This is a genomic window from Enterobacter sp. Sphag1F (assembly GCF_014193275.1).
Taxonomy (GTDB): Bacteria; Pseudomonadota; Gammaproteobacteria; order Enterobacterales; family Enterobacteriaceae; genus Pantoea; species Pantoea symbiotica.
In genome coordinates this window covers 133,392-158,871 of sequence record NZ_JACHZD010000007.1, presented here as the reverse complement: position 1 = coordinate 158,871, position 25,480 = coordinate 133,392, and the positions used below count along the sequence as shown (strand labels likewise).

The window sequence follows — 25,480 nt, the reverse complement described above, 5'->3', positions numbered from 1 at the left end:
TGCTGCCAGATTCCTGATTATTTTTTATTCTTTCTTATGCCACTTTTGGGTCGATCACCATAAGCAATTGACCCGCCTGCACTTGCTGCCCAGACTGCCGCGTCAGACTATGGATTTTTCCACTGACGGGCGCGACGATCGGGATTTCCATCTTCATTGATTCGAGTATGCCGACCGTGGCACCCGCACGAATTTCACTGCCTTCCTCCACCAGCCATTGCCACACGCTGCCCGCCACCTGGCTTTCAACGGGATGACATCCGGCTGGCACCACAATCTCTTCACTGCTCTGCGCTTGCAGCTGGCTATCGAAGGTAAACTGCCCTTCTGCACGCCAGCGCGCCAACTCCTCATCAAATGCCTGCTGGCGCTGCCGCTGGAAGGCATCGATCTCATGCGCTTGCTGCGTCAGCATCGCCTGATAGGCGGCGAGACGGAATTCGCCTTGTTCCACGCGCAGCGGATAATCGCCCCACGGAAAACGCTCACGAATCTGCAGCAGCTCGTCGGCCTCTACCGGATAAAAACGAATTTGATCGAAGAAGCGCAGTAACCAGGGCTGGGTAAACGCGGCGGTTGGGCGATCGCGGTTCCACATCTGCATGGTGCGTCCAACAAACTGATAGCCGCCCGGCCCTTCCATGCCGTACACGCACATATAAGCGCCGCCGATACCGACCGAATTCTCCGACGTCCAGGTGCGCGCCGGATTATATTTGGTAGTCACCAGGCGATGACGTGGATCGAGTGGCGTCGCCACCGGCGCACCGAGATAGACATCGCCCAATCCCATCACCAGATAAGAGGCGCTAAATACGATCTCTTTTACCGCCTCAATGCTATCCAGCCCATTGATGCGGCGAATAAATTCAATATTGCTTGGGCACCACGGCGCATTCGGTCTGACGGATTGGTCGTAGCGCACAATCGCTTCACGACAGGCTGCATCATCCCAGCTGAGCGGCAGCCATACGGTGCGCGAAGGCACGGCTGCATCGGCCAGGCTACCCAATGCTAAATCAGCGTGCAATATTTGCGCCAATAGCTCACTTCTTGCACACAAGTGCGCGTCATAATGGATTTGTAGCGAGCGGATGCCGGGCGTCAATTCCAGTTGCCCCGGCAGCGGATGCGCTTCCAGCCATTGCATCAGCGCATGCACGCGAAAACGCAACGCGATATCCAGCTGCAAATCGCCATATTCCACCAGCAGAAAACGGTCGCCCGCCGCACGCACACTGAGCGATGGACGCTCCGCGGTTGCTGCTTGATGGTGCAGCACAGGATCAATCAAGGGCAGCGCCGCGTTCACTGTAATCGGTTGAGATTGCAGTTTGATGATCTCGTCACGCTGCGTCTGCGCCAGGTGATCGGCGGTGACAAGATCGATCGGCTGGAACTGCACGCGATCGCCGGCTTTCAGCTGCCCCAGCTTCCACAAATCCGCTTCGATCACCGTTGCCGGGCAGACAAATCCTCCCAGCGATGGGCCATCCGGGCCGAGGATCACCGGCATATCGCCGGTAAAATCCACCGTGCCGAAGGCGTATGCATTGTCGTGAATATTCGAGGGATGCATGCCCGCTTCGCCACCGTCGCTGCGCGCCCAGGTCGGTTTGGGGCCGATCAGGCGAATGCCGGTGCGGCTGGAGTTGTAGTGCACTTGCCACTCAGCGGCAAAAAATGCCGCGATGTCGTCATCGGTGAAGAAGGTGGGCGCGCCATGCGGACCGTAAATCACCCGTAACTGCCAGCAACCGTTAAGTTGCGGCAGCAGTTCGTCAGGCAATGTTGCGGCACTCAGCACATGCGGCGCGGCGAGATGCAGCACATCACCGGCGCGCAACGCGCGTCCGGCATGACCACCAAATTTGCCGAGGGTGAAAGTGCTGCGGCTGCCAAGATAGTGCGGCGTATCAAGGCCACCGGCCAGCAGCAGATAGCTGCGGCTGCCGTCGCGCACCTCGCCGAGCGTCAGCGTTTGCCCGGCCTGCGCCGTTAGCCGCTGATTCATCGGTAACCTTTGTTGATCAAGCTGAGCAGCAATCGGCGCACCGGTCAGTACAAAACTACATGCCTGATTGAAGCGCAGCGTCGGGCCACGCAAGGTGATCTCCAGCCCGGCGGCCTGAGCATCGTTGTCTAACAGGCGATTACCGAGCTGGAACGCACGGCTGTCGAACGGACCGGAAGGCGGCACGCCAACGTGCCAATAGCCGATGCGGCCCGGCGCGTCCTGCACCGTGGTTAAGGTGCCGCCGCTGAGAATATCCAGCGTTGGCGGCTGCCACCGCATGGTGCCGAGCGTGGCGGTGATGATGCGTCCCTGCTGCACTTCCGGCAGCGTGCACAGCTGGCGCAGCCACAGCAAATTGGTTTCGATGCCGTACAGTTCGGTTGCATGCAGCGCCTGCACCATGCTGCCGAGCGCGCTGGCGCGATCGGCAGCATGCACAATCACTTTCGCCAGCATCGGATCGTAAAACGGCGAAACCTCCATGCCGCTCTCAACGCTACTGTCGATCCGCAGCGTGGCGTCCTCAATCTCAGTCGGGAATTGCACATGGCTGAGTAATCCGGCGCTGGGCTGGAACTGCTTAGCGGGATCTTCGGCGTAAAGCCGTACCTGAATGGCGTGACCTTGCGCGACCGGCTGCAAATCTGCCAGCGGCGGTAATTTTTGCTGCGCCAGTTCCACCATCCAGCGCACCAAATCAACGCCATACACCATTTCGGTGACGCCATGTTCCACCTGCAAGCGCGTGTTCACTTCGAGGAACCAGAACTGCTGGCTGGCATCGTCATACACATATTCCACCGTGCCCGCGCTGCGATAGTTCACCGCACGCGCCAGCCGCACGGCGGTAGCCTGCAACTGCGCGCGCACCGCTGCGCTCAAGCCCGGTGCAGGCGTCTCTTCCAGTACTTTTTGATTACGGCGTTGCGCCGAGCAATCACGCTCACCAAGCGCGATCACTTCACCTACGCCGTCGCCAAAAATCTGCACTTCGATATGGCGCGCACGCGCAATAAACTTCTCTAAAAATACGCCATCGTCGGCGAAGTTATTGCCTGCCAGGCGCTTCACGCGGGTAAATGCCGCGTCGAGCTGTTCGGCATCGTCACAGCGCTGCATGCCAATCCCGCCGCCGCCCGCAGTGCTTTTCAACATCACCGGATAGCCAATCTGCGCCGCCATCTGCTGCGCTTCGGCCAGCGAAGCCAGTAAGCCGCTGCCCGGTAGCAGCGGCACATGGTTCTTTTCGGCCAAAGCCCTCGCGCTGTGTTTCAGGCCAAAGGCCGCCATCTGCTCGGCGCTCGGCCCAAGAAAATGCACGCCCGCCGCTGCGCAGCGCGTGACAAATTCTGGATTTTCACTGAGAAAACCGTAGCCCGGATGCAGCGCCTGCGCGCCACTCTGCGCGGCTATCGCCAGCAATTTATCCTGATTGAGATAAGTGTCTCGCACCTGACCTTCGCCGAGCGACCAAGCTTCATCCGCCAGACGTACATGGCGCGCATGGCGGTCGGCTTCGGCATATACGGCAATCGCCCGGATATTCATGGCTTGCAGGGTACGAATAATGCGCACGGCAATCGCGCCACGGTTGGCAATTAATACGCGATCAATCATGACTGAATACTCTCGTTGCGGCAGGTCGTCCTGCGTGGCATTGACGGCAGAAAACGGGTCGTCCCGTTGCGTCAGAGAATCACCACACGCTGACTAAAATCGGCGTTGGGTTGTAACCGTTGCAGGGATTGTTGAGCTGCGGGCAGTTGGAGATCAGCACCAGCACGTTGATCTGCGCCACCATCTCGACATATTTTCCCGGCGCTGAAATGCCGTCGGCAAAGGTTAATCCGCCGTCATGCGTCACCGGCACGTTCATGAAAAAATTGATGTTATGGGTGATGTCGCGGCGCGTCAGGCCGAACTCCGGCTTTTCCGCCACCGCCAGCATCCAGCTATCGCGGCACGAATGCATATGGCGCTTTTCCAGGTCATAGCGCACCGTGTTGCTCTCGCACGAGCAGGCGCCGCCAAGCGTGTCGTGACGGCCGCAGGTATCGGCGGTAATGGTCAACATTGGGCGATCACGGTTGGAGCGCAGTACGCTGCCGGCCGTCAGAAACACGTTGTTCTGCGCGCGCAGCGTGTCGCTCATGCTGTAACGCTCAGCAGTGTCATCAGCATTGAAAAACAGCGTATCGGCGGCCTGATTGCCTTCAAGATCGGTGATGCGTAGCGTTTGTCCCGCTTCGATACGCTGCAGCCAGTAATCGCCAGCATCAATTTGCTGTTGTAAGCGCGCTTCGGCTGGATTCAGCAGACTTTCAGTGATCATCACATTTCTCCTTGCAGTTGATACAGCGCGTTATTCCGCAAGCCGCGTTGATTTTCAGCACGTTGCAGGCAGATTTCGGGCAATGGCGCGTGCTGCGCATCCAGTTCGATCTGCACCGGCTGGCGCGGATAATCCTGCGATGCGCTCAGCGGATGCGGGCAAGTGTGCAGCAGCACCAACGTGTCCATCGCGAAACGTAAACGCACGCTGGCACCCGCCACGCCCTGACGTTCCAGCTGCAAAGTGCCGCTATCGTCAGCGCGCACCTGCGCAAACAGATTGAGGCAGGACGCCATATCGCGCTGGCCGAGCCCATATTTCGCCAGCTCGACGAGAAAGCTGTCATAGCCGTTTTGATGGCGCAGGTTGCGCGCCTGCTGATACGTGCTGGCACCAAAACGCGCGGCGGTTTGTTCGGCATTCAGCGTGCCGCACACGCTTTCATGCCAGCCGAAGCTGTCGTGTTCGATGCCGCAGAAAATGCGTCCCATATCTGAATAGAGACAGTGACCGGCGGTGAGGCGGAAAGTGTGCTGGCACTTCAAAGTGTCGGGCGCGTTGTAGCGCTCCAGCAGGTTTTCCGGGTTGTAAAACAGCAGGCCGACGTTGGCACCACCTTCCACATCGGTGAGGGTCAGCGCACTACCGCTACGCATCACCAGTGACCAGTGCGCGCCGCTCGGCAACAAGGTTTGATAAGGCTTCATGGTTTTCTCCTTTAGGCGACCAGCGGTTCGGATGGCTGTGTGCGATCCAGCGGCAGGTCGTAAGTGATGGTCGCGCCCCAGGCTTCAGGCGCGTGTGGATCGTGGCGCAGCTTGTCAAACACCAGCAGACGCGAGGCGAGGCTAAATCCCTCTTTCAGATCGTGGGTGATCATGAAAATGGTCAGGTTATGCTGCTGCCACAAGCGGGTGATCAGTTGGTGCATCTCGCTGCGGATGCCGGGATCGAGTGCGCCAAAAGGTTCATCCAGCAGCAAAATGCGCGGCTGCTTCATCAACGCCTGCGCCAGCGCCAGACGCTGCTGCATGCCGCCCGACAGCTGATGCGGATATTTATTCTGTGCATGTTCCAGCCCGACCTGCGCCAGCATGGCCTGCGCACGCTGGCGAATCGCCTGACGCTTCTTTCCCCACACGCGGCCCAGCCAACGCGCGCTGCTGAACTCGTCGCCCAGCATCACGTTGCCCAGCACCGTCAAATGCGGGAACACCGAATAGCGCTGAAACACCACGCCGCGATGCGCATCCGGTTCGTCGGGGATCGGTTCACCATCCAGTAACAGCTGGCCTTTGCTGGGCGCTTCAGTGCCGAGCAGCATATTCAGGAAGGTGGTTTTGCCGCAGCCGGACGCACCGACAATCGCCACAAACTCGCCCTCTTCGACCTCGATATTGAGACGTTCCAGCACCACTTGCTGACCGTAATGTTTCTCAAGATTTTTCAGTTGCAGTAACGGCATCGCTCGCCCCTTATTTCGCGTGATACCACGGCCAGCAGCGACGGCTAATCAGCCGCAGCAACAGGTCGAGCAGGAAGGCCAGCAGCGCGATCCACGCCACGTACGGCAGAATCACATCCATTGCCAGATAACGTCGCATCAGGAAGATGCGATAACCCAAACCTTCCGTGGCGGCGATGGCTTCGGCGGCAATCAGAAACAGCCACGCCGACGCCAGCGACAGCCGCACCGCATCCAACAGGCGCGGCATTAGCTGCGGCAGGATCACGCGCCATAAAATCTGGGCGCTGTGCGCGCCGAGCGTCTGCGCTTTCACCAGCTGCTCGCGCGGGATTTTCTGCACCTGCAGCTGCAAATCCCGCGTAATCAACGGCGTGATGCCAATGACAATCAGCACCACTTTCGACACTTCGCCGAGGCCAAAACAGATAAACAGAATCGGCAGAATCGCCAGCGGCGGCACCAGCGCAAACAGCGTCACCAGCGGCGCCAGCACCGCCCGCACCACCGGCAGCGCGCCGGTGAACAGACCCAGCGCCAGCGCCAATAGCGCGCTGATCGCTACGCCACACAGCAAACGCAGCAGACTGGCGGCGGTATCGCTCCACAGCAGATATTCACCGGTGCGCGGGCTGGGCTGAAACGCCATGCGGCTGATGGCATCGCCCATGGCGTTAAAGCCCGGCAACAGCTTGTCTGCCGCATTCAGGCTGAGACGCGCATCCGACGCGAACAGATACACCAGCAGCAGCGCCAGCAGCGGCAGAATGCCCAGCAGCAAGCGCCCCAGCGGCAGCGGTTGGTAATTGATCAACTTACGCATCGGCATCGCCTCGCTTACAGCTGCCCGGCGGCGGCCATTTTGGTGTACTCATCGGTGAAGCGCAGTTTGAGGTTACCCGCATCGCCCCAATTGCCCGCAGGCGTTGCCACGCCGACCACATCGGTGCTCGGCGCGCCCTCGCCCAGCAAGCCGTGCTTGAACGAGAATTCGGCAACCATCTGCATGGTGGCTTTGAGCTGTGGGCTTTGGACGAAATCGAGGGTGGTTTTGGCATCGCTAAACAGATGCGTAGCGGCCAGCTGCTGATCAAAGCCCGCCAGATCGGTGCCGGAAGCCTGCGCCATTTGTGTGCGTGCCGCTTTGGCGCTGTCGGTTGGGCCGGACATGGTTTTCAGCGTTTCATACCATGCGCCGGTTAGCGCTTTGCCGAGCTGCGGATACTTCTGCAGCGTGGCGCTGTTGACCACCAGCAGATCAAGGATTTCTCCCGGAATTTGTGCGGAAGAGAAAATCAGATGGCTGTTCGGCTGCTTCTCCGCTTCGGCGAGTAGCGGATTCCAGGTCACGATAGCGTTGACATCGGCGGTACCAAACGCCGCCACCAAATCGGCATCGGCGGTGTTCACCACTTTGACGTCTTTCTCGCTCATGCCGGATTTCTCCAGCGCCCGCGCCAGCAGATAATGCGAAACCGAGAGTTCGACCAGATTGATCGGCTTGCCTTTCAGCGCCGAGAGGTTGCCCGCGCCTTTCAGCAAAATGCCGTCGTTACCGTTGGAGTAATCGCCGACGATCAGCGCCGTGCTATCCACACCGCCGGTGGCCGGAATGGTCAGCGCATCCATGTTGGTCATGGTGCAACCAGCAAAACCACCGGCGGTGTATTGGTTCACCGACTCGATGTAGTCGTTAACCTGCACAAACTGGATGTCGATGCCGTATTTGTCGGCCCATTTTTTGACGATGCCGCTCTGCTGCGCGTAATCCCACGGCATCCAGCCCGCGTAGATCGACCAGCAAATCTTGAAGGAGGGTTTGTCGGCGGCCAGCGTATTGACGCTGAACAGCGTGATGGTGCAAAGCAACAGCAGACGAAGGCAGGCTTTGATCATGATGGTTCCTCTGACGTTAACGGGCGAAAAAAAAGCAGGAGGCGGCGAGCAACGTTCTCGCTTTCCTCCCGGGCTTTTTTCCCGCCGTGTAACCGTCAGAGGACGGTCGGTCACTCTCGGACCAGCATCTTTCGACCGGAACCCTAGTGACCCATTGCAAATTGTCTGGCGACGTCGGTTGCCCGCTATCGCTCCTGCATCTGCGTATACACATACAAAATGGATGCCAAGGTTATATCCAGCTGAAAAACATCAATTATTAACTAATCGCGCGTTGCCGCATGGCTGGCATTGCACAGATAAGCAGCGTGCGCGCACCACTGTGAAGCGGAAGAATTTGCAGTTTTCTGGCGATGCATCACAGCGCGTTACGCTTTTTTTGCTTTCCTTTATTCGCTTACATTAAGATAAAAACCGATTAGACCTATACAAAGCAGGGTTTTTAAGCGCTATACATACAAGGAGTTAGTATGATTATTAGCCCGCCATTTATTCGTGTAAGAAACGCTGAAACCAGTGACGCAGCATGGGTTGAAAGCATGATGCCCATTGATGCCCGCCGGAATTTCCCTATTAATGCCAGTGCATCATGGCATGGGGGAATTCACATTATTCACACTGACCGAATCGATAATGAACACCATGAGCGAATTGAATATGTTCGTGCGATTGCAGATGGAGTCGTGGTCTCGTTCCGTCAGCCTTCAACTATTGAGAAGCGCGATGCCTTTCCGCTTAATTACGATGGCAGAACCGATGACGGCTATGTGTTGCTGAAGCATGAGACGGAAATTGGCGAAGATTGCAATATTGTGTATTACTCCCTCTATATGCACTTGAGGGACAGACTGGACCCGGCGATTACGACTGGAGCCAAAGTCTGGCGTAAAGATCCATTAGGTCAATCCGGCATGGTAGATAATACCAACGCCTTCCACTTCCAGATATTTTGTGATGACACAAATATGCTGAAGTTAACTGGGCGTACCGCAACGGAGTTGGATATAACCAGTGATGGCCGAACAGATACCCTATACGGTGATATCCACTTTTATTTGCCTGCAGGCACTGTGTTTTATGAAAGAATGCCCGAACACAATTCGCCGGATGCCACCCGTCTTAGCAGTGTTCATACCAGTACTGAGCCGCTTTACGTCAGCATGAGCTTTGTAAAAGGCGACTGCTCGATGATTACTCGTAGAAAAAATGTAACTAGCTTTGCTAATTACGATGAGGTTGGCGATCCGTTGGTAAATACTGATGCTCATCCAAACGATAATTCCCCAGGCATGGAATTAAAGTATGAGTATAATTTGTACAATACATCTGTGCGCCTGTATCCACAAAGTCCATCTGCCGGATTTGAGCTACTTCGCTTTGGCCGTATCATTAATACTGACAATGAAACTCTTACACCTTCCAATGCACCACTGTGGCGAACCATAAACTACCCCGGCGGAGTGGGTGTAGTAAATCTAGCTGCATCTGAAATAAAAAAATTCAGTGATGCTGATTTCCCTCACTGGACGGGATGGCAAATGATTGACGATGATGCGGACAGTAATAGCCAATGTAATTCTCCCCTGATTACAGAATTACGGAACAATGAAAGTTTCAGCAATCTGCGCAGTAAGCTGATTTGCCACTTCCCGCTGGAATGGAATTCAGCAACCTTTGACCTGCGTTTTTCCTGGCTGAAAGCAGGTAGTGATGAGGAACCAGCTCTATCAGAAGATGATTACAACAGAATTAAAGACCATGCTTCAGCGCTATGCTTTGATATCGGTGCACTCGGTTCAGGTAGGCTTTGGCATTTCCATCCTGTGGGTTTCATAAGTCATTTTCGCAAATGCTGCTGGTTAAGCAAGCGAGAGCTTAAGCAACTTATCCCTAAGAACGTATTAAACATGATTCGATGGGAGCCAATTAATTATCAGGATGATGAGCAGAGCACAGCGGGAAGTATTCGTACAATTTTGAACAAAATGATGCAGAAGCACCTGATCACAACGCCGCTTCGTATAGCCTGCTTTTTAGGAAATGCTATTCAGGAAACTGGTTGGCTGAGAACGATGAAAGAGGGATACAGATATACTGAACGGGAACCAGGAACTCGACGGATAATACGTAGCTACAATATCTGGTATTATCCATGGTATGGGCGTGGACTTCTTCAGCTGACAAACCCTGCGAATTACTTCAGCTACTTCACTTTCAGAGGATATCAATACCCTGAGAATATTAAGAATGTCCTGACAGCCGAATATAGCAGATTGTATGGGTCGCGTGATCAAAGGTATTCTAACAACCATCTATCTGACACTGAGAATAATCTAACTGCCAACATCATAGCGTGGCGTGACAATATCGGTGAGGAACATTATGAATCAGCCGAAAGCGCTGGCTTTTACTGGATTTCGAGAAAAATGGCCTTCTATTCTGATGCTATTCATAATCTTGAACGATGCAGCGTAAGAACCAACGCCGGAACAAAAATATACTATCGTAGTCCAGCATTCTGGAAAGCCAGTGCCGCAGTAAATTTGCCAAATAGAATAAATACAATTTATTCACAAGCTTTAAACGGTTTTGATGCACGTTGCTGTGTCTATGGCAGTGCCATATATGTACTGACAGAACAAAAATACCCCAGCGAAGTCCAAGATGTCGTGTGTGAAAAACCCGAATCAGAACAATTGAGAAGATAACAATGGAAATGATAAATAAGTTTTTTATTTCAAATATTTTTTTAACATGCATATTTTGCACTAATACATATGCAAACACACTAAACTTCGAATGTGCTACTGATAACAATAAAAATATTGCACTTTATAGTGACGAAAAAACCATAACATATACATTTGGAAAAGCAAAAGAAGAGCCTGAAATTATAATAAAAAAAGACAGAAAGGAAGTAAACTTTGACTTAGAAAACCCTGATGGTGGTGGGTTAAGTAACTCTATAGAGATAAAAAACGGAGACTATAATTATCAATTGATTTCAGTAATTGATAACCTTTCTGAAGAGCATGGTTCAACCACTTTATTAAACATAATTAGCAAAGGACGAATTTTAAAAACCATTTATTGCATTCCAAACAGTGAGTATGGATCTCTGATTAGTACAGACCCAGCATACTTAGGGCCACTAAAATGAATTAAGAATAAATCCCGCTTATTATATTCATTTGGATAGAATTTTAATGTTATTTTAAAAAACTTAAACTTTTTTGAGTGGATGCAATGAATGTTAACAGCGGAATCATCTCTTATTATATATTTTGACTACTTTTGATTCAGATCTTTGCTTAAGCGCATTTCTTGAGTCTTGATCGAAGATTAAGAATAATATCCATGGCATGTGCATGAAGTATATTTTGGCAGGCCTAGTTATTAGATTGACTAGGTCAAATCAATTAAGGAGAGATTAATGCAGAACTCATTGGTATTTATGACGATTTTATTTTTCTCAAATACTACATTATGTGCGATCACGCCAGAAATAACGAATCCAGATAAATTTAATGAGAATATTTACATCGTTAAACATTTATCGGCTAACAGAGGATACTCACCAAGTCTGGGAAGTGACTGCGGAGATATTACATTGAAAGATTTTAATCCAAAAATTTATCGCTCTCAAAAAAACAAGACTAACAATCCAATATATCAGGGAATAACTTTACAGTATTGTTCCATTGAGAAAGAGGCTAAGAGTAACGGATATGTTGCTGGAATGCTTCTTCCAGAAAAAATCTACTTTGATAATAATGATAAGATATGGAAAAATAGAATAAAAAAAATGAGTGCGCACGATATAATAGCCTCACAAAAACTTTATGGTGTAAAGAATATTAACGAATTAAAAGCCATTAATATTTACAATATCGAATCTGTCAATGCCAGTGGCTATGCTATTATCGACTATAATATAACCAAGGAAGAACAAAGAAGTAACATCAAGAAGAAACTGTCTTTCTGTTTATTTAGTAATACCGAGGCGTTTTGCGGCTCAGGGTCAATGATATACTTATTTGATGGGAAAGAGGTTGATTTTACCAATTACGTGCTAAAATCTCTTGAAACCGTTGAAATAACCCCTCTGTTAAATTGAATTATTATAGCAGCAAGTGAAAAGGGAAATAGAAAATGAAAAGCATTAGAATAAGTGCTTTCCATATATATAGTTTTATAGCACTATTATTTTGCACTAGTACTTATGCAAATATACTAAATTTCAAATACTCTATAGACAACAATAAATACATTGCACTTTATAGTGACAAAAAAAACATCACATATACGTTTGAAAAAAAAGAAAAGCCTGAAATTGTGGTGAAAAAAGACAGAAAGGAAGTAAACTTTGACCTTGAAAACCCTGATGGTGGTGGATTAAGCAGCTCTATAGAGATAAGAAATGGAAACTATAGTTATCAATTGATTTCAGTTATTGATAAAATATCGGAAAGACATAATTCAACCACTTTATTAAATGTAATTTACAAAGGAAGGATATTAAGAAATATTTATTGTATACCAAACAGTGAATATGGCTCCTTGACCAGTTCAGACCCAGCATACTTAGGTTCTATGCAATGAATTAACAATATATCTCGTTTGCCAAATGCAATCGCATGGATTTATTGCATTGATATTAAAATTCGCAAACAGATGAAATGTAAGTTCGCAGCAGGATCATTTCTCATTAGTTAGTTTTCCTGTTTAAAATCTGGTGATAGCGTTAAATACATTTCTTGATCCTCATTAGGAGATCATAACATTTTGCCTCTGGCCGTTTCGCTATCTGGATTTTCCCCGGCCTGGCTATTTTTCTCACCGTGCAGGGCTTCAACCTGCTGGGCGACGGTTTGCGCGACGCGCTCGACCCACGCGATGACTCACACTAAGGAACGATCATGAGTGAACTGGATTTTAACGTCAGCTATGCCTCACACCGCGTACCGATGATGGGACGCAACGCGGTTGCTACCTCACAACCGCTGGCGGCGCAGGCCGGAATGCGCATGCTGCAACAGGGCGGCAATGCGGTGGATGCGGCGATTGCCAGTGCAATGGCGTTAACCGTGCTGGAGCCCAGCGGCAACGGCCTCGGCAGTGATGCCTTTGCGATTATCTGGGATGGCAAAAAACTGCACGGTTTGAATGCCTCGGGCCGCTCGCCTGCGGCATGGAACCCGGAACGCTTTGCCGGACGCGATGCCATGCCGGAAATTGGCTGGGAAGCGGTCACCGTGCCGGGCGCGGTTTCGGCGTGGGTTGAGCTGGCCGAACGCTTTGGCACGCTGCCGCTTACCACGCTGGCGCAACCGGCTATTGAATACGCGCGTGACGGTTTCCCGGTTTCACCGCTGATTGGTCATCTATGGCAACGCGCCTACAACAAGCTGAAAGATCAGCCTGGTTTTGTCGAGTGCTTTGCACCTGAGGGTCGCCCGCCGCGTGCTGGAGAACTGTTCCGCAATCCGGCGCAAGCCGAAACGCTGCAAAAAATCGCCGAAACGCGTGGTGAAGCCTTCTATCGTGGCGAACTGGCTGAAAAAATAGTGGCGTTTGCTCAGCAGCATGGCGCGGCGCTCAGCCTTGATGATCTGAAAAATCATCGCGCTGATTGGGTGGAATTGTTATCGCGCCCGTTTGCGGGCGGATCGGTGCAGGAACTGCCGCCGAACGGTCAGGGCATCGCCACCTTGATTTCGCTGGGCATTCTCGAACAGTGGGATATTGGCCGCTATGAACCGGATTCGGTGCCGTGGCTGCATCTGTCGATTGAAGCGATGAAGCTGGCGCTGGCCGATTTAGATCGTTACGTCAGCGATTACGATCACCTCGAGTTCCCGGCGGAACTGCTGCTAAGCGATGAGTATTTAAAACAGCGCGCGCAGCTGATTAATCCTGATCGGGCCGGGGATTTTACCTTTGGTTCCCCGCAGCAGAGCGGCACGGTGTATCTCTCCACCGCCGATGCCAGCGGCGTGATGGTTTCCTTTATACAGTCAAACTACATGGGCTTCGGTTCTGGCGTGGTGGTGCCGGGCACCGGCATCAGCCTGCAAAACCGTGGCTGCGGTTTCTCACTCGATCCACAGCATCCCAATGTGGTGGCCGGCGGCAAGCGTCCGTTCCACACCATCATTCCGGCGTTTGCCCTCGACGGTGACGGCCAGCCGCTGATGTCGTTTGGCGTGATGGGCGGCCCGATGCAGGCACAAGGTCATTTGCAGATGGCGCTGCGCATCATGCAGCACAAGCAAAACCCGCAGGCGGCGATTGATGCACCACGCTGGCGCGTTGAGCAAGGGCGTGCGGTGGTGGTTGAGCCGGGCATCGACCGTAACGTGCTGGCAAAGCTGCGCGAGATGGGGCATCAAATTACGCTGGAAGATCCGCTGCTCGGCTATAACTTCGGCGGTGCGCAGGCGATTGTGCGCGATCCGCAAGGCTTCTATATCGCCGCCACTGAAAGCCGTAAGGATGGGCAGGCGCTGGTGTTCTGATTTGCTGTTTTAAAAAAGGTCACCATAAATGGTGACCCTACGGGATTTGCAGCGATTGTGAGCCAGGAAAATGTATTGTTGCTGCAGCGCGGGTGTTGAGGCGACATCCGAACCCGCTGAGCGAACGAGGGATTCCAGGGCGAGCCGCATGGATGCGGCGAGAGGTGGCGCTGAGCAGGAGCGAATCGACACCGGTCCGTCAGGAATCGTGAATGAGTGAAGGTACCGCGCAGCGGCGGGTTGGGCTGGCGCAAGGCCCGGGAGTGCAGAGGGCGCGGCCAGGCGTCCTCTGCTCGGTCGCCGCACCAAGGTGCTGCAACTGCCTCTGCAAGAGGCGAACGAAAGTCGCTTTGTGCTTAGCTGATCGGCATTACACCATAAATGGTGACCCTACAAATCCGCCATTTCCTTGTCGGGTGCGCATTTATGCGCACCAGGCAAACGCCGCCCGTTGTACCCGCCAGGCCATTGCACTATCCTTTAGGACCATTCCCATCGAATCGAATTTGCCATAACAGGAGTTAATCATGGCGTCAGGAATTTCCCGCATCTGGATGCGTACCGGCATGCTGATGGTCAGTGCCTTGGTCGTGCTGCAACTTACGGCCTGTGGCGACAAAGAGGGCGATCAGCGTAAAGCTTTCAGTGACTTCCTTCAGAACACAGTGATGCGCAGCGGCGAGCATCTGCCAAGCCTGAGTGAAAACCAGAAGCAGACCTTCGGTAACTACGCCAGCGATTACGCCATCCTTTATGGTTTCTCGCAGCAGACCAATCAGGCGATTGAGCAAGGTATGCGTCCGGTGGTTGATGAGTTAGCGGCGATTCGTGTACCGCAGGATTACCTGACGCGCCGCGATAGCCTGCGCCAGGCCAGCGGTAATCTGAGCGTGCTGACCCAGCAGATTCAGAGCGCCAAAATGCAGGCGGAAAGCAGCAAAGCCACGCTGAAACAGCCGGATGATCTGAAGAAAGTCTACGACGCCGCGTTTATCAAAGTGGTAACGCAGCCAGCCAGCACGCTGATTCCGTTGCTGCCACAGCTGCAGGCGCTGAGCCAGGCGGCGGTGCAAACCGGCGACTATCTGCAATCGCAAGGCACACGCGTAACCTTCAACGACGGCGGCGTGCAGTTCCCAACCCAGGATCAGGCAACGCAATACAACACGCTGATGAGCAATCTCTCCAGCAATGCGCAGGCGCTGACGCAAGCGCAAAATGCGGTGCAAGGCGGGTTATAACAGCCGATATATTTTAGTGGTCGCCATCAATGGCGACCCTACAAGTCTATTATCTCTTTTCAGAATTTCGTCACTTCCTTACAGCTCACTTTTCTGCTGCAGCATATTGTGATCTGGCGCATTTTCGACCAAAAATAGTTTGTGACATTGATCACATTTACACAACAAAGCACCCAGCGCAAAAGGTGACTTAAGTCACATTCATCATCTTGTTTTGCTTAATTTTTCGGCATCGTTGCTTTCTTACAGCGTCTTTTTGTGATCGGCATCACCTTATTGCACCCCAACCACCCCAACTTAGCGTGATCTGCATCACACTTAGGTGCTGCTCTACGCAGCGTAATAAACTAGTGCTAGAGTCCGCGTGCATACAGTAATGCCACGGCCCCCGCCGTAACGTTCAAACAAAAACAAACGCGCTCTCTTATTGCAGCGCGTCTCAATAAGGGGTGGGTTTATGTCCTCATCAGTAAAGGTCAAGGTTCAGAGCTTTGGTCGCTTTCTGAGTAATATGGTGATGCCTAACATCGGTGCGTTTATCGCATGGGGTATCATCACTGCGCTGTTCATCCCAACCGGATGGATTCCAAACGAAACGCTGGCGAAACTCGTCGGCCCAATGATCACCTACCTGCTGCCGCTGCTGATTGGTTTCACCGGTGGACGTCTGGTTGGCGGCGATCGCGGTGGCGTGGTGGGTGCAATTACCACCATGGGCGTGATCGTCGGTGCCGATATGCCGATGTTCCTCGGCTCCATGATTGCCGGTCCGCTGGGCGGCTGGGCGATCAAGTCCTTTGACCGCGCCGTTGATGGCAAGATCAAAAGCGGCTTCGAGATGCTGGTTAACAACTTCTCGGCCGGTATCATCGGTATGCTGCTGGCGCTGTTAGCGTTCCTGGCAATCGGTCCACTGGTTGAAGGCCTGTCACACATTCTCGCCGCTGGCGTGAATCTGATGGTGCAGAACAACCTGCTGCCACTGACGTCGATCTTTGTTGAACCGGCGAAAATCCTGTTCCTCAATAACGCCATTAACCACGGTATCTTCTCTCCGCTGGGTATCCAGCAGGCGAGCGAGGCAGGCAAATCAATCTTCTTCCTGATTGAAGCTAACCCAGGTCCGGGTATGGGCGTGCTGGTTGCCTACATGATGTTTGGTCGCGGTAGCGCTAAACAATCTGCAGGCGGTGCAGCGATCATCCACTTCCTGGGTGGTATCCACGAAATTTACTTCCCATACGTGCTGATGGCGCCGCGTCTGTTGCTGGCAGTTATCCTTGGCGGTATGACTGGCGTGTTCACCTTGACGCTGCTGAACGGCGGCCTGGTTTCTCCGGCTTCTCCAGGTTCCATCCTGGCCGTGCTGGCGATGACGCCAAAAGGCGCTTACTTCGCGAACATCGCGGCCATCATCGCTGCATTTGCGGTCTCCTTCGTGGTCTCTTCAATTCTGCTGAAAACCAGCAAAGTGAAAGAAGATGACGATATCGAAGCGGCGACACAGCGCATGCAGGATATGAAAGCGCAGTCGAAAGGTCAGGCCGTTGCCGGTTCACCGGTTGCTGGCGACGCGATGAGCGTTGACCTGAACCACGTACGCAAAATCATCGTAGCCTGTGACGCCGGTATGGGTTCAAGTGCGATGGGTGCAGGCGTGCTGCGTAAGAAAGTGCAGGACGCGGGTCTGAGCAATATCTCCGTCACCAACACGGCGATTAACTCGCTGCCGGGCGACGTCGATTTGGTGATTACCCACCGCGATCTGACCGAACGTGCGATGCGTCAGGCACCGCAAGCGCAGCACATTTCGCTGAACAACTTCCTCGATAGCGCGCTGTACAGCAACCTGACCGAACGCTTGGTTGCCGCTAACCGCAGTGAAGCGCGTCGCGAAACCGTGCAGACCACGCTGGCTGACAGCTACGACGAAGGCAACGCGCACCTGTTCAAACTGGGTGCAGACAACGTGTTCCTCGGCCTGAGCGCCACCCATAAAGAGCAGGCGATTCGCTTTGCGGGTGAGCAGCTGGTGAAAGGCGGCTACGTGCAGCCGGAATATGTTGAGGCGATGCTGGAACGTGAAAAGCTGACGCCAACTTACCTCGGTGAATCCATTGCTGTGCCACACGGTACCGTAGAAGCGAAAGACCGCGTGCTGAAAACCGGCGTGGTGTTCTGTCAGTATCCGGCAGGCGTGCAGTTTGGTGATGAGCCAGAAGACGTGGCGCGTTTGGTGATTGGTATCGCCGCTCGCAATAACGAGCACATTCAGGTGATTACCAGCCTGACCAACGCGCTGGATGATGACAGCGTGATTGAGAAGCTGGCGAATACCACCAGCGTGCAGGACGTGTTGGACCTGCTCTCAGGCAACACCGTCAAAGCGTAATACCACGTTTTACCTTCCCTGGGGCGGGTAAGCCCGTCCCACATTTCCGGGGCGGACTTGCCCGCCCTTTCGTCATTTGATATGGGTCAAATTTATGAAAGCGTTACATTTTGGAGCAGGTAACATTGGTCGCGGTTTTATCGGTAAGTTACTGGCGGATGCCGGCATCGAACTGGTGTTTGCTGACGTCAATCAGGTGGTACTTGATGCCCTTAACGCCCGTCATGAGTATCCGGTTCATGTGGTTGGCGAGCAGGCAAAAGTCGAAATCGTAACAGGCGTCAGCGCCGTCAACAGCACCAGCGATGACATCGTTGCGCTGATTGCTGAGGTTGATATCGTGACCACGGCGGTTGGCCCGCAGATTCTGGAGCGAATCGCCGGTGGCGTTGCGAAAGGTCTGGCTAAACGCAGCGACAGCGGTAACGTCCGTCCACTCAACATCATCGCCTGTGAAAACATGGTGCGCGGCACCAGCCAGCTGAAACAGCACGTGCTGAAAGCGCTGCCAGAGCAGTATCACGCGTGGGTTGAAGCGCATGTTGGCTTCGTTGATTCCGCAGTAGATCGCATTGTGCCGCCGTCCGAAGCTGGCACCACCGATCCGCTGGAAGTCACCGTGGAAACCTTCAGCGAGTGGATTGTTGATAAAACTCAGTTCAAAGGTGAATTGCCAAACATTCCTGGCATGGAATTGACCGACAACCTGATGGCCTTCGTTGAGCGCAAGCTGTTCACCCTCAATACCGGCCACGCCATTACCGCGTATCTCGGCCAGTTGGCCGGTCACGCCACCATTCGTGACGCGATTCTCGACGAGAAAGTGCGTGCGGTGGTGCAAGGTGCGATGCAGGAAAGCGGCGCAGTGCTGATCAAGCGTTATGGCTTTGAGGCCGATAAGCATGCTGCTTACATCCAGAAAATCCTCACCCGCTTCGAAAATCCGTACCTGAAAGATGACGTTGAGCGCGTAGGTCGTCAGCCGCTGCGTAAACTGAGCGCGGGCGATCGCCTGATCAAGCCAACGCTGGGCACCATTGAATACAACCTGCCGCACACCAATCTGGTGCAGGGCATTGCTGCTGCCATGCATTATCGCAGCGAAGCCGATCCGCAGGCGCAGGAACTAGTTGCCCTGCTGGCAGAAAAAGGCCCGCAAGCCACGCTGGCGGAAATTTCTGGCCTGGATGCCAACAGCGAAGTGGTCACCTCAGTGGTGAGCGCTTACAACGCTATGGCATAATGCGCGCCCTTTAGTGGTTAACTCGGGCGCGCTTGCGTGCCCGCTGGCGGTAGCTGAACGATGCAGGCAATGATGGAAGAGAAGCAGGCTTTTGAAAACCGGGTGCTTGAGCGCCTGAACGCCGGTCGTTCGGTGAGAAGCTTCCTGATCGCCGCCGTTGAGCTGCTGACCGAAGCAGTTAACCTGCTGGTGCTGCAAGTGTTTCGCAAGGACGATTACGCGGTCAAATACGCAGTAGAACCGCTGCTGCTGGGTAATGGTCCGCTGGGCGAACTCTCGGTTCGCCTCAAGCTGATTTACGGCCTGGGCGTGATCAACCGGCATGAGTACGAAGATTGCGAACTGCTGCTTGCGCTGCGTGAGGAGTTGAATCACGACATCAGCGATTATCGTTTTACCGATGATGAGATCCTCGGCCCGTTTGGTGAATTGCACTGCGTGGTCGCCTGGCCGCCACAGCCAGATTTCAACCGCGACGACGAGCAACTGCGCTCAATGCAGCAGCAGCGCTATCTGCAGATGGTGCGTTCAACCATGGTGCTGTCGCTCACCGAACTTATTTCACGCATTTCGCACAAGCAGGTGTTTAAAAAGCCGGCGTTGTAGGGTCGCCATTCATGGCGACCAGGCGAGCATGAATACGCGCCACGCTGCAAAACTGCGTAGATTTGTGTATCCTTTGCCTGTTTTCCTTAACGAGTTTTCCCCCAATGAAAGAACAAGAAAAAGCCGAGATTAAACTGCTGAGCGATCAGCTCGATGCGCTCAACCGCAAAGAAGCCCCGCTGTTAGCCTCTGGCGATGCCGAAAAGCTCGGTGAACTGCTGCGTGAAAAAGAGAAGCTGGAGCTGGAAATTGAGCGCCTGCGCAGCGTGCGCACCGAGAAGCTGAGTAAAGAAGCGCAACAGTTGCAGAAGCTGGGCTTTAGCCGCGAAATCACTAAGAAAGAACAGGCCAACATGGGCGCATTCAAGAAAAGCGTGCGCGGCCTGGTGGTGGTACACCCAATGACCGCGCTCGGACGTGAGATGGGACTGAAAGTGATGACCGGCTACGCGAAGCAGCCGTTCTAATCTTTACTTACGCGGCGTGTGAGACGTCGCGTAGGATGCCAGCCGCCTGATGAACTTGTTCATTCAGACTGTCCAGCAAGGCATAGCGACGGCGATACTCGGCGCGCTTCTTGCTGGCAATCTCTTCCAGATCTTTACGCTCCGCGCGTAACGGCAACGCAAACAGCTCATCAGCACGCGTCACGCCACCCAACGACAACCAAAACTCGCTGTAGCTGGCAAAGAACTTGTCGCCTTTACTGTGACGATAGCGCAGGCTACGGAACACGTGCGTGGTATCGCCAACGGCAGTGATCGCCTCAACGCCACACTGTTGCGCCAGATTAAATACCGCTTCCATCAGCAAACGTTTCGGGAATACGCCGTGTGCCGCTTTTGTGGCATCGCGAATCACGTCGTTGGAAATATGTTTACGCGGCCCCTGCAATCCACCAATTAATAAGGTGCGCATGTTCTGTTCGCGAATAATTGAGAAAGAGAGCGAAGCAATTAATTGCGATTCATAACGCAGTTCCAGGGTAATTTCACCTTCGCGGTCAAAGCGCCCCGGACAGCAGTGAATCACAAATGCCTCGTCATTTTTGCCGCTCAACGTGGCCAGCAGATTATCGCCCGGACTCTGCAACAGCTGGCGCAGTGCCGCATTCTCTATCTGCTCCATCAACGTATAGTGATCGATGATCGCCTGCGCACGCTGCGCCACGCTGAATCCCGCACGCAGATAAGGACGATGTGGCTTTGCCGGCAGCAAACCCTGCATGGTCAACAGCTGCGGCAGCGCAGACAATTTCGCTAACTGGTGCAGATAATTAAAGGTCGTCACAGGAAACACTAGCGACCTTAAGGCAAATTTCGCGCGAAAACTTCCGCTATTCCATAATTTATTCGGCCTGAACTTTCCGCTTATTAATGGCAAAAACAGCGGCGCTGACGAATCATTATTCGTCACAGAAGTTGTGATAGTAGACATGATTATTTAGGCTTAGCGAGACAAATTGTCGCTACTATATGCCCCAAATTATCAACGGCAGGTTAATAAGCTTTCGCCGCGCAATAATCGTACGCGTGAATATTCAGGTCGTTTAGAAAGGGTTTAAAAAAGACGAAAAAAAACCGGCGAAATCATCACCGGTTTCATGTTGCAGCTATAGCCCGAACTTACTTAGCAGCAGCGAAACGCGCTGCAGCTTCGTCCCAGTTCACAACGTTCCAGAATGCTTTGATGTAATCAGGACGTTTGTTCTGATACTTCAGGTAGTAAGCGTGTTCCCAAACGTCCAGACCGATGATCGGAGTGCCTGAAACGCCAGCGACCGCTTCACCCATCAGTGGGCTGTCCTGGTTTGCGGTTGAAACCACAGCCAGTTTGTCGCCTTTTTTCACCAGCCACGCCCAGCCTGAACCGAAGCGAGTGGTAGCGGCTTTCTCAAACTCAGCCTGGAAAGCTTCAACGCTACCGAAATCTTTTTCGATGGCGGCTTTCAGGTCGCCCTGCAGCGAGGTGCCCAGTTTCAGACCTTTCCAGAAGAAGCTGTGGTTAGCGTGGCCGCCTGCGTTATTACGCAGTGGACCTTTTTTGTCTGCTGGGAGCTGATCCAGTTTAGCGATCAGTTCTTCTACCGGCAGGTTAGCGAATTCGGTACCTTCCAGCGCAGCGTTAGCGTTGTTAACGTAGGCCTGGTGGTGTTTAGAGTGATGGATTTCCATCGTCTGCTTGTCGAAGTGCGGTTCCAGTGCGTCGTACGCATACGGCAGGGATGGCAGTGAATAACTCATGTTCTTCCTCTCCATTTTAGTGTTTTGCAGCACCACCTCACTGGGCGTGCCGCGTAAGCAGTCGGATCATTATAGTTAAAAACATGATCCGTAAAAGGGTTATCAATGCCTTAGAATTGATAAGGATTTGATGAATCTGGGAAAAGGTGCGCACGCACGGCTACACCTTGTGGCTGCTGGCGCGCAGTTTAAGCTGCACCGGCAGTTCATTGATGGCTGGCGGTTCATCGCCTTTGAGAGCCGCCAGCAGACGTTTACCTGCCGTGCGCCCCATCTCTTCATACGGCAAAACAATGCTGGTCAGCGGCGGCGAGCATACCGCCGCTAACGGGCCGCCGCCGATGCTGGCAATCGCCAACTGGCTGGGAATCGCAATCCCCGCCGCATGGCACGCCATGATGGCACCGCAGGCCACTTCATCGCTGGTGCAAATCAGCACATCCAGTTCTGGCCAGGTAAGGCGAATTTCTGCCAGCAAGCTGTGCCCGGCGGCAAAGGTTGGCATTTTCGGCGATGTCACCACGCGATGCGGCGCCTGATTCATCGCCAGCATGCCGCTGTGCCAGCCATTCAGCAGCTGGCGGAAGATGGTGTTATTACTTTGCGTGCACAACAAACCGAGATTGCGATAACCGCGCTCGACCAGGCTTTGCACAAGTTGGCGAATCGCTTTGGCGTAATCGACACCAATGCTGATCCCCGCCGAGTCCTGATGCACACCGCCAATATCCATTACCGGCAACCCGGAATTGCTCAGCAGACGATGCGCTTCGGCGGCGTTATCGAAATTGAAATGCACCATCGCCGCCGGATTATAGGAGAGCAGCATTTCAATCAGTTCGCTCTCTTCCGCAGCTGAATGATTGGCTTCCGCCAGCATCATGTTATAGCCCTGCGGCCGCAGCACTTCCTGCAGCGCTTCCGACACAATCGCACTGCCCGGCGTGGCAAACGACGGCACCACCATGGTGATCAGGCGTGATGTCGCCGAGGCGAGATTACTCGCCTGCACGTTCGGCACATAGGAGAGCTCAATCACCGCCGCATCGATTTTGGCGCGAATTTCAGGCGACACTTTTTCCGGCATGCGCAACGCACGCGATGCTGTCATGGTGCTTACACCCACCAAACGGGCAACATCGGCTAAAGTACTTTTGCCGGTACCGCGCCGCTTTTTTTCTGTCATGCGATCTCCTGCATTACTCGCTACTTTTTTGCCAGGACGCAGCTTAAAACCAAATCTGTTAACGCGCCATGTGAAAAACCACAGTTTCGGGCATCCCTCACCCCGCGATCTTTTCAGAATGCTGAGCATGTCAGGTGCTTGCAACGAAGACAAACGCGCAGCAAGGAAATGTTAGCGATAACACGTTTTTTAACAATAACGGTGTTAGCGCTAACTTTTGCGACAATCATCACAGAAAACCGCTGAGAAAATAACCTACATTGCACCCCATCGACGAATAAACAGGAATTACTGATGCTCACTCAATGGCTAACACCGCAACATATTCGTGTCGTAGAGCAGGTTAGCGACTGGCAGGAAGCGGTGCGTTTATCCGCCGAACCGCTGCTGGCCGCGGGAGCCATCAGCCCGGCTTATCTCGATGCCATCTTCACCTCGCATGCCGAGCTCGGCCCGTATTACGTGTTGGCGCCGGGTCTGGCGATGCCACATGCCCGCCCGGAACAAGGCGCGCGCAAAAACGGCCTGTCGCTGCTGCATGTGAAAAATGGTGTGAGTTTTCAGGCCGATGAGAACGATCCGGTTTATGTGGTCATCATGCTGTGTGCGGTGTCTGGCGACGATCATATTCAGATGATCACCGCATTAGCCGACGTGTTCAGCGACGAATCCCGCCTGCAGCAGTTGCTGTCGGCTTCTACCCTGTCAGCGATTGAAGCTGTCATTGAAAATAAATAACCAGAGAACCCTATTATGAAAAAAGTGCTGATTGTGTGCGGAAATGGTTTAGGCAGCAGCTTCATTGTTGAAATGAACGTGAAGAAGATTGTGGCGGAATTGGGTAAAGAAGCCGAAGTGGGCCATACCGATTTAACCTCGGCGAAATCTGAACAGGCTGATTTAATCATTGCCGCGAAAGATATTGCCGATCAATTAGCCGGACACAGCGCGAAAGTCGTTGGCCTGACTAACCTGCTGGATAATGCAAAAATCAAAGAAATTATCGCTGAAAACATTTAATAACCTTGTAAGGCAAGTACACGCTACTTAATACGGAGTAGGTTATGCTGCAATTTATTATAAAGGATGTTCTTGGAACACCCGCAATACTTGTCGGCCTTTTTTCCCTGTTTGGTTTATTACTGCAAAAGAAACCGGTTTCTGATGTTATTTCCGGTACGCTTAAAACCATCATGGGTTTTGTTATTCTCATCGCCGGGGCCAATTTAATTGCGGCCACATTGACCATCTTCAGCCAGCTGTTTGAGCACTCGTTTAATATTCAGGGCGTGGTGCCAAATACCGATGCAATGGCCGCGCTGGCGCAGAAGAGTTACGGCACCGAAACCGCCATGATCATGGTGTTCGGTATGCTGGTGAACATCTTGCTGGCGCGTATTACACCGCTGAAATACATCTTCCTGACCGGTCACCACACGCTGTATATGTCGGCGATGCTGGCGGTGATTCTGTCAGTAGGCGGCATACACGGTTTCTGGCTGGTGCTGATTGGTTCGCTGATTCTCGGCACCATGATGGTGGTGTGCCCGGCGATTCTGCAGCCGTTCACCCGCAAAATCACCAACTCGGACGATCTGGCACTCGGCCACTTTGGCTCAACCGGTTATCTGCTCTCTGCGTTAGTCGGCAAAGTGGTCGGTAAAGGCAGCCCGTCGATTGAAGAGCTGAAGGTGCCGAAAACCCTCAACTTCCTGCGCGACTCATCGGTAGCGATTTCGCTGACCATGATGATTCTGTTTATCGCATTGGTTCTGGTTGCGGGTAAAGAGTTCACCGAAAGCATCAGTGGCGGCCAGAACTACATTGTGTTCGCCATTATTCAGTCGATTACCTTTGCTGCTGGCGTCTACATCATCCTCGCCGGTGTGCGTATGGTGATTGCGGAGATCGTGCCGGCCTTTAAAGGCATCGCCGATAAGCTGGTACCCAACGCCAAACCGGCGCTGGATTGCCCAACCGTGTTCCCGTTCGCACCGAACGCGGTGATCATCGGCTTCCTGTCGAGCTTCTCCGCCGGTTTGATCAGCATGTTCCTGTGCCCGCTGTTTGGTTTGAGCGTCATCGTTCCGGGTCTGGTGCCGCACTTCTTCTGCGGTGCAACTGCTGGCGTCTACGGCAATATCACCGGCGGACGTCGTGGCGCAGTGATTGGCGCCTTTGTGCAAGGCCTGCTGATCTCCTTCCTGCCAGCGATTCTGCTGCCGCTGATGGGCGACCTCGGCTTTGCTTCTACCACCTTCGGCGATGCCGACTTCGGCATTGTCGGTATCGTGCTCGGCCACATTATTTCGTTCTTCCATTGATGTCATCAACAGCGCCT

22 protein-coding genes, 1 pseudogene and 1 riboswitch are annotated in these 25,480 nt (G+C 53.1%); of the genes and pseudogenes, 14 read left to right on the top strand and 9 right to left on the bottom strand.

Annotation, left to right across the window (positions count from 1 at the left end; translation table 11 throughout):
* Positions 1-34 precede the first annotated feature (34 nt).
* The 6 genes from uca to FHW71_RS20365 form a co-directional block, all read right to left on the bottom strand.
* Positions 35-3,634, bottom strand: coding sequence for an urea carboxylase (gene uca / locus FHW71_RS20390; protein WP_179452856.1), 3,600 nt, complete (start codon positions 3,632-3,634; stop codon positions 35-37).
* 79 nt (positions 3,635-3,713) lie between these two features.
* A complete protein-coding gene (locus FHW71_RS20385; RefSeq protein ID WP_179452857.1) occupies positions 3,714-4,349 on the bottom strand; it encodes an urea amidolyase associated protein UAAP2 in 636 nt (211 codons plus the stop codon).
* A complete protein-coding gene (locus FHW71_RS20380; protein WP_179452858.1) occupies positions 4,349-5,056 on the bottom strand; it encodes an urea amidolyase associated protein UAAP1 in 708 nt (235 codons plus the stop codon). The genes FHW71_RS20385 and FHW71_RS20380 overlap by 1 nt, the downstream gene beginning before the upstream one ends.
* 11 nt (positions 5,057-5,067) lie before the next feature.
* On the bottom strand, positions 5,068-5,814 hold the full coding sequence (locus FHW71_RS20375; protein ID WP_154156897.1) for an ABC transporter ATP-binding protein: 747 nt from the start codon (positions 5,812-5,814) through the stop codon (positions 5,068-5,070).
* Between the two features lie 10 nt (positions 5,815-5,824).
* Positions 5,825-6,637 (bottom strand): ABC transporter permease subunit, encoded by an 813-nt coding sequence (locus tag FHW71_RS20370; RefSeq protein ID WP_008104638.1) that lies wholly within the window; start codon positions 6,635-6,637, stop codon positions 5,825-5,827.
* A 14-nt stretch (positions 6,638-6,651) separates the two neighbouring features.
* The gene (locus FHW71_RS20365; protein ID WP_179452859.1) at positions 6,652-7,710 is read right to left on the bottom strand and encodes a putative urea ABC transporter substrate-binding protein; all 1,059 of its coding nucleotides are present in this window, start codon (positions 7,708-7,710) and stop codon (positions 6,652-6,654) included.
* Positions 7,711-7,773: 63 nt separating this feature from the next.
* Positions 7,774-7,868, bottom strand: a riboswitch (guanidine-I (ykkC/yxkD leader).
* 312 nt (positions 7,869-8,180) lie between these two features.
* Between FHW71_RS20365 and FHW71_RS20355 the strand changes: the two genes are divergently transcribed.
* The 11 genes and pseudogenes from FHW71_RS20355 (at position 8,181) to FHW71_RS20305 (ending at position 20,177) form a co-directional block, all read left to right on the top strand.
* Positions 8,181-10,418, top strand: coding sequence for a M23 family metallopeptidase (locus tag FHW71_RS20355; protein ID WP_179452861.1), 2,238 nt, complete (start codon positions 8,181-8,183; stop codon positions 10,416-10,418).
* A 2-nt stretch (positions 10,419-10,420) separates the two neighbouring features.
* A complete protein-coding gene (locus tag FHW71_RS20350) occupies positions 10,421-10,870 on the top strand; it encodes a hypothetical protein (protein WP_179452862.1) in 450 nt (149 codons plus the stop codon).
* Between the two features lie 273 nt (positions 10,871-11,143).
* Positions 11,144-11,827 (top strand): hypothetical protein, encoded by a 684-nt coding sequence (locus FHW71_RS20345; protein ID WP_179452863.1) that lies wholly within the window; start codon positions 11,144-11,146, stop codon positions 11,825-11,827.
* Positions 11,828-11,862: 35 nt separating this feature from the next.
* Complete coding sequence (locus FHW71_RS20340) at positions 11,863-12,312, top strand: hypothetical protein (protein ID WP_179452864.1); 450 nt, start codon at positions 11,863-11,865, stop codon at positions 12,310-12,312.
* A gap of 209 nt (positions 12,313-12,521) precedes the next feature.
* Positions 12,522-12,620 (top strand): annotated as a pseudogene (locus tag FHW71_RS20335) (ABC transporter permease); the annotation flags it as partial.
* A 9-nt stretch (positions 12,621-12,629) separates the two neighbouring features.
* Complete coding sequence (locus FHW71_RS20330; RefSeq protein WP_179452865.1) at positions 12,630-14,228, top strand: gamma-glutamyltransferase family protein; 1,599 nt, start codon at positions 12,630-12,632, stop codon at positions 14,226-14,228.
* A 527-nt stretch (positions 14,229-14,755) separates the two neighbouring features.
* Positions 14,756-15,469: a DUF3053 domain-containing protein gene (locus FHW71_RS20325; protein WP_179452866.1), complete on the top strand. Its 714-nt coding sequence runs from the start codon at positions 14,756-14,758 to the stop codon at positions 15,467-15,469.
* A 457-nt stretch (positions 15,470-15,926) separates the two neighbouring features.
* Positions 15,927-17,861, top strand: coding sequence for a PTS mannitol transporter subunit IICBA (locus FHW71_RS20320; RefSeq protein WP_008104656.1), 1,935 nt, complete (start codon positions 15,927-15,929; stop codon positions 17,859-17,861).
* A gap of 94 nt (positions 17,862-17,955) precedes the next feature.
* Positions 17,956-19,104: a mannitol-1-phosphate 5-dehydrogenase gene (gene mtlD / locus FHW71_RS20315; protein WP_008104658.1), complete on the top strand. Its 1,149-nt coding sequence runs from the start codon at positions 17,956-17,958 to the stop codon at positions 19,102-19,104.
* A gap of 60 nt (positions 19,105-19,164) precedes the next feature.
* Positions 19,165-19,710: a mannitol operon repressor MtlR gene (gene mtlR / locus FHW71_RS20310; protein ID WP_175501725.1), complete on the top strand. Its 546-nt coding sequence runs from the start codon at positions 19,165-19,167 to the stop codon at positions 19,708-19,710.
* Positions 19,711-19,814: 104 nt separating this feature from the next.
* Entirely contained in the window at positions 19,815-20,177 is a 363-nt protein-coding gene (locus FHW71_RS20305; RefSeq protein ID WP_008104662.1) for a YibL family ribosome-associated protein, read from the top strand.
* A gap of 7 nt (positions 20,178-20,184) precedes the next feature.
* Here the strand turns inward: FHW71_RS20305 and FHW71_RS20300 are convergent, their stop codons facing one another.
* From FHW71_RS20300 to FHW71_RS20290, 3 genes are all read right to left on the bottom strand, one after another.
* Positions 20,185-21,147, bottom strand: coding sequence for a VirK/YbjX family protein (locus FHW71_RS20300; RefSeq protein ID WP_179452867.1), 963 nt, complete (start codon positions 21,145-21,147; stop codon positions 20,185-20,187).
* Between the two features lie 188 nt (positions 21,148-21,335).
* Complete coding sequence (gene sodA / locus FHW71_RS20295) at positions 21,336-21,953, bottom strand: superoxide dismutase [Mn] (protein WP_061719316.1); 618 nt, start codon at positions 21,951-21,953, stop codon at positions 21,336-21,338.
* Positions 21,954-22,113: 160 nt separating this feature from the next.
* Positions 22,114-23,139: a LacI family DNA-binding transcriptional regulator gene (locus tag FHW71_RS20290; RefSeq protein ID WP_061719315.1), complete on the bottom strand. Its 1,026-nt coding sequence runs from the start codon at positions 23,137-23,139 to the stop codon at positions 22,114-22,116.
* A 294-nt stretch (positions 23,140-23,433) separates the two neighbouring features.
* Between FHW71_RS20290 and FHW71_RS20285 the strand changes: the two genes are divergently transcribed.
* The 3 genes from FHW71_RS20285 to FHW71_RS20275 are packed head-to-tail and all read left to right on the top strand — an operon-like array spanning position 23,434 to position 25,463.
* Positions 23,434-23,877 (top strand): PTS sugar transporter subunit IIA, encoded by a 444-nt coding sequence (locus FHW71_RS20285; protein ID WP_008104669.1) that lies wholly within the window; start codon positions 23,434-23,436, stop codon positions 23,875-23,877.
* A gap of 15 nt (positions 23,878-23,892) precedes the next feature.
* On the top strand, positions 23,893-24,159 hold the full coding sequence (locus FHW71_RS20280; protein ID WP_008104674.1) for a PTS sugar transporter subunit IIB: 267 nt from the start codon (positions 23,893-23,895) through the stop codon (positions 24,157-24,159).
* Between the two features lie 44 nt (positions 24,160-24,203).
* Positions 24,204-25,463, top strand: coding sequence for a PTS ascorbate transporter subunit IIC (locus FHW71_RS20275; protein ID WP_008104676.1), 1,260 nt, complete (start codon positions 24,204-24,206; stop codon positions 25,461-25,463).
* Positions 25,464-25,480: the final 17 nt, after the last annotated feature.

What these genes read in the sequence shown, in the direction of transcription:
- uca (WP_179452856.1), bottom strand. Translation starts at nt 3,634, where the DNA reads ATGATTGATCGCGTATTAATTGCCAACCGTGGCGCGATTGCCGTGCGC.
- FHW71_RS20385 (WP_179452857.1), bottom strand. Translation starts at nt 4,349, where the DNA reads ATGATCACTGAAAGTCTGCTGAATCCAGCCGAAGCGCGCTTACAACAG.
- FHW71_RS20380 (WP_179452858.1), bottom strand. Translation starts at nt 5,056, where the DNA reads ATGAAGCCTTATCAAACCTTGTTGCCGAGCGGCGCGCACTGGTCACTG.
- FHW71_RS20375 (WP_154156897.1), bottom strand. Translation starts at nt 5,814, where the DNA reads ATGCCGTTACTGCAACTGAAAAATCTTGAGAAACATTACGGTCAGCAA.
- FHW71_RS20370 (WP_008104638.1), bottom strand. Translation starts at nt 6,637, where the DNA reads ATGCGTAAGTTGATCAATTACCAACCGCTGCCGCTGGGGCGCTTGCTG.
- FHW71_RS20365 (WP_179452859.1), bottom strand. Translation starts at nt 7,710, where the DNA reads ATGATCAAAGCCTGCCTTCGTCTGCTGTTGCTTTGCACCATCACGCTG.
- FHW71_RS20355 (WP_179452861.1), top strand. Translation starts at nt 8,181, where the DNA reads ATGATTATTAGCCCGCCATTTATTCGTGTAAGAAACGCTGAAACCAGT.
- FHW71_RS20350 (WP_179452862.1), top strand. Translation starts at nt 10,421, where the DNA reads ATGGAAATGATAAATAAGTTTTTTATTTCAAATATTTTTTTAACATGC.
- FHW71_RS20345 (WP_179452863.1), top strand. Translation starts at nt 11,144, where the DNA reads ATGCAGAACTCATTGGTATTTATGACGATTTTATTTTTCTCAAATACT.
- FHW71_RS20340 (WP_179452864.1), top strand. Translation starts at nt 11,863, where the DNA reads ATGAAAAGCATTAGAATAAGTGCTTTCCATATATATAGTTTTATAGCA.
- FHW71_RS20330 (WP_179452865.1), top strand. Translation starts at nt 12,630, where the DNA reads ATGAGTGAACTGGATTTTAACGTCAGCTATGCCTCACACCGCGTACCG.
- FHW71_RS20325 (WP_179452866.1), top strand. Translation starts at nt 14,756, where the DNA reads ATGGCGTCAGGAATTTCCCGCATCTGGATGCGTACCGGCATGCTGATG.
- FHW71_RS20320 (WP_008104656.1), top strand. Translation starts at nt 15,927, where the DNA reads ATGTCCTCATCAGTAAAGGTCAAGGTTCAGAGCTTTGGTCGCTTTCTG.
- mtlD (WP_008104658.1), top strand. Translation starts at nt 17,956, where the DNA reads ATGAAAGCGTTACATTTTGGAGCAGGTAACATTGGTCGCGGTTTTATC.
- mtlR (WP_175501725.1), top strand. Translation starts at nt 19,165, where the DNA reads ATGCAGGCAATGATGGAAGAGAAGCAGGCTTTTGAAAACCGGGTGCTT.
- FHW71_RS20305 (WP_008104662.1), top strand. Translation starts at nt 19,815, where the DNA reads ATGAAAGAACAAGAAAAAGCCGAGATTAAACTGCTGAGCGATCAGCTC.
- FHW71_RS20300 (WP_179452867.1), bottom strand. Translation starts at nt 21,147, where the DNA reads ATGTCTACTATCACAACTTCTGTGACGAATAATGATTCGTCAGCGCCG.
- sodA (WP_061719316.1), bottom strand. Translation starts at nt 21,953, where the DNA reads ATGAGTTATTCACTGCCATCCCTGCCGTATGCGTACGACGCACTGGAA.
- FHW71_RS20290 (WP_061719315.1), bottom strand. Translation starts at nt 23,139, where the DNA reads ATGACAGAAAAAAAGCGGCGCGGTACCGGCAAAAGTACTTTAGCCGAT.
- FHW71_RS20285 (WP_008104669.1), top strand. Translation starts at nt 23,434, where the DNA reads ATGCTCACTCAATGGCTAACACCGCAACATATTCGTGTCGTAGAGCAG.
- FHW71_RS20280 (WP_008104674.1), top strand. Translation starts at nt 23,893, where the DNA reads ATGAAAAAAGTGCTGATTGTGTGCGGAAATGGTTTAGGCAGCAGCTTC.
- FHW71_RS20275 (WP_008104676.1), top strand. Translation starts at nt 24,204, where the DNA reads ATGCTGCAATTTATTATAAAGGATGTTCTTGGAACACCCGCAATACTT.